Genomic DNA, 2,664 nt, shown 5'->3' on the forward strand with positions numbered 1-2,664 from the left:
GTCGAGATAATGGGCGATTTCGCACTCGGCAAGGTTTTTGAATTTTTCGCCTTTGCTCAAATTATCGACGGCAACAATGTCAGTAATACCGCGTTGATTAAGTGCTTTGACGATGTTGCTGCCGATAAAGCCGGCCGCGCCTGTTACGATGATGGTCATATTCGGTTTCCTTTGTTTTGAGTAAAATTAATAAACTTAGTTACAAGAAATCATCGATATTGTCCTGAAACACAAATTTGCGATGATATTCCAAATATTTTTCTCTTCCTTCGGGATATATTCTCATCTTAATTTTTTGCATTTGGATTGATATTAAGTTTTTCCCATGTGTAACGGCTTAGTCGAGTACCGCAAATCAAACGACCATCATCCAAGAAAGTAATATAACCTTGATCGAACAACCAATCATAAGTCGGCGTTAAAGCTAACCCATTTAAATAATCTAATGCCTCTTTCTCATTTTTCTCAGTAATACAAACCATATAAGGTTTAATATGACTAGCCCTTAACAAAATCTCATCTGTAATTAATGTAAATGGACATTGCGGCATATGATTTATAACATCCTTGCGATATTTCTGCTGCCCTTTTCTACTTTTCTGTTTAATGATTTCTTGCTCTACGAATTGATTAAATTCTGAAGCCGGTATTTCTAATTTTTCTCTTGATAAGAGTTGCGGGTGCACGATAGAGCAAAATTGATAATCCAAAAATATTCGGAAATAAAATAATGGTTCTGAATCTTCTATATCTTTGACAGGCAATAGTTTAAGAATTGATAAATAACTAATTTTGGGCAATACAATCTTACGCCAAATTGACCATATATCATCCTCCGAACGGATATAACCCCTACGGTAACCTTTAGAATTTTCCAAATGGTCTGATACATCATGGATTGAAAAGAAAATATTTTCTGTAGGCAGATTATTAATACTTAAAACGTAATCATCATAAAACCTTGAAATATCATGATGATATTTCTGTTCTTGTTTGTGATATTCAACTTTTGCATCAACCAAATAACGCTGTAAATTTTTCTTATTAAAAAAACAATTTTTCTGAATGAAAGGATATTCTACCCTCCTTCCATTTTTTGTCTCAGTAATCCCCCAATTTTCATACTCAAAAAATGTACTTAGTTTTCGACCACTATCATCAATATAACTACCTACATATTTGCGTGCTTCCCCATTACCACCAAAAACAGATAACTTGTTATTCCTGTGAATAAAACTATCTTCCGCACGTAAATTTTGAATACTATCGACAATAAAATACTCTATGTTTTCAATAGTAATTCTTTGAAAATCCGGCATTTTACTCTCCATAAAGCGTAATATCCATTTGTTTTAATATAGCGATTAATACATCAACAACAATACTGTTTCCCGCTTGGCGATACATTTGAGTATCACTAACTAAAATTTTAAAATCATCTCTAAAACCCATTAGCCGCAAACATTCCCTAGGTGTTAATTTACGAATACGTCCACGATTATGAGTAACATAATTATCAACCCCGGCACGATGCATTTTATGCATAGTTTGCAATAATGGGCGAGCTACAGGCAAATCAGTTTCCGTACTGGTTTTAAAATTTTTGTTCCTCCTGCCAAAACATAATTTTTGATTTTTTCAGAAAGATAATATTTTTCCTCAACGTTATTTACATCAAAAATAAAGTCATCAAATTCAGATTCGCGGGCTGCCTGAAAAATAAAATCACCATGCCAATTAAATTGTTGATTTGCTTTTTGGCATAAGGCAATTTCTCCATTAATCTGTGTATAACGTTTTTGTCTATTTTTAGAACTGGTAACAAATTTCACACCCTTTTCACGTAAAAAATATTTGCTATCAGTATAGTCCTCCAAAAAATCTTGCATAGTATGTTCTAATTCAATCTTTTCAGGAAACTGAAAACCATTTATAGGAGGGGTATGAAAGCCAACAACAAAAATACGCTCACGATGTTGAGGAATCCCATAATCCTTACTATTCATTATTTGGAAATATAAGTCATAACCAAGTGAATAAAAAACACTTTTTACAACTTTCCAAGTTTTTCCATTATCATGATTGAGCAAGCCCTTTACATTTTCATAAATAAATATCTTTGGTTGGACTTCATCCACAACGCGAGCAAATTCATAGAATAATGTTCCTCGTGTATCTTCTAATCCTGCACGTTTGCCAACCATGGAAAATGCTTGGCAAGGACTGCCTCCAACTAAAATATCAACTTGATTTCTAAACTTTCTCGCATCAAATTGAGTAATGTCGTTATGCCAAAAATCTTCATTTAATTTATAGTTTCCAAGATAACTTTTTTTAACGTATGGATCAATATCTCCTGCAAAAACAATGGTATGGTTTAAATTTAATCGGTGGAATGCCTGTTCAACCGCACCAATCCCGCTGAATACGGTTGCTAATCTAATATGTGAATCAGGTTTAAGAAAAGTTTTAGATTTCCAACCTTGTTGACTGGGAAAGAGCAAAGTTTTTTGTAATCGAGTATCGTGTGTCTGTGCCATTGTCGAAATAGTCATACTTATATCGTTCTGTTTATCTTATCAATATGAAAACTACATTGTTGATTGCCCTGACAATGCCTTGATCAGTTCGGCAAACGAGCAAACCGCCGTACCGAGTTTCGCC

4 protein-coding genes are annotated in these 2,664 nt (G+C 33.8%); all 4 read right to left on the minus strand.

Going from position 1 to position 2,664, the window contains the following annotated elements:
- A partial coding sequence (locus DCH402_RS20875; RefSeq protein ID WP_152486884.1) for an NAD-dependent epimerase/dehydratase family protein occupies nt 1-159 on the minus strand: 159 nt, incomplete at its 3' end.
- A 128-nt stretch (nt 160-287) separates the two neighbouring features.
- Nucleotides 288-1,331: an HNH endonuclease gene (locus tag DCH402_RS00125; protein WP_002229279.1), complete on the minus strand. Its 1,044-nt coding sequence runs from the start codon at nt 1,329-1,331 to the stop codon at nt 288-290.
- Nucleotides 1,321-1,575 (minus strand): DNA cytosine methyltransferase, encoded by a 255-nt coding sequence (locus DCH402_RS23225; RefSeq protein WP_267879503.1) that lies wholly within the window; start codon nt 1,573-1,575, stop codon nt 1,321-1,323. Before DCH402_RS23225 ends, DCH402_RS00125 begins: the two co-directional genes overlap by 11 nt.
- On the minus strand, nt 1,566-2,555 hold the full coding sequence (locus tag DCH402_RS00130) for a DNA cytosine methyltransferase (protein WP_200864847.1): 990 nt from the start codon (nt 2,553-2,555) through the stop codon (nt 1,566-1,568). The genes DCH402_RS23225 and DCH402_RS00130 overlap by 10 nt, the downstream gene beginning before the upstream one ends.
- Nucleotides 2,556-2,664 lie beyond the last annotated feature (109 nt).

The organism is Dickeya chrysanthemi NCPPB 402 (genome assembly GCF_000406105.1).
GTDB classification, from domain to species: Bacteria; Pseudomonadota; Gammaproteobacteria; order Enterobacterales; family Enterobacteriaceae; genus Dickeya; species Dickeya chrysanthemi.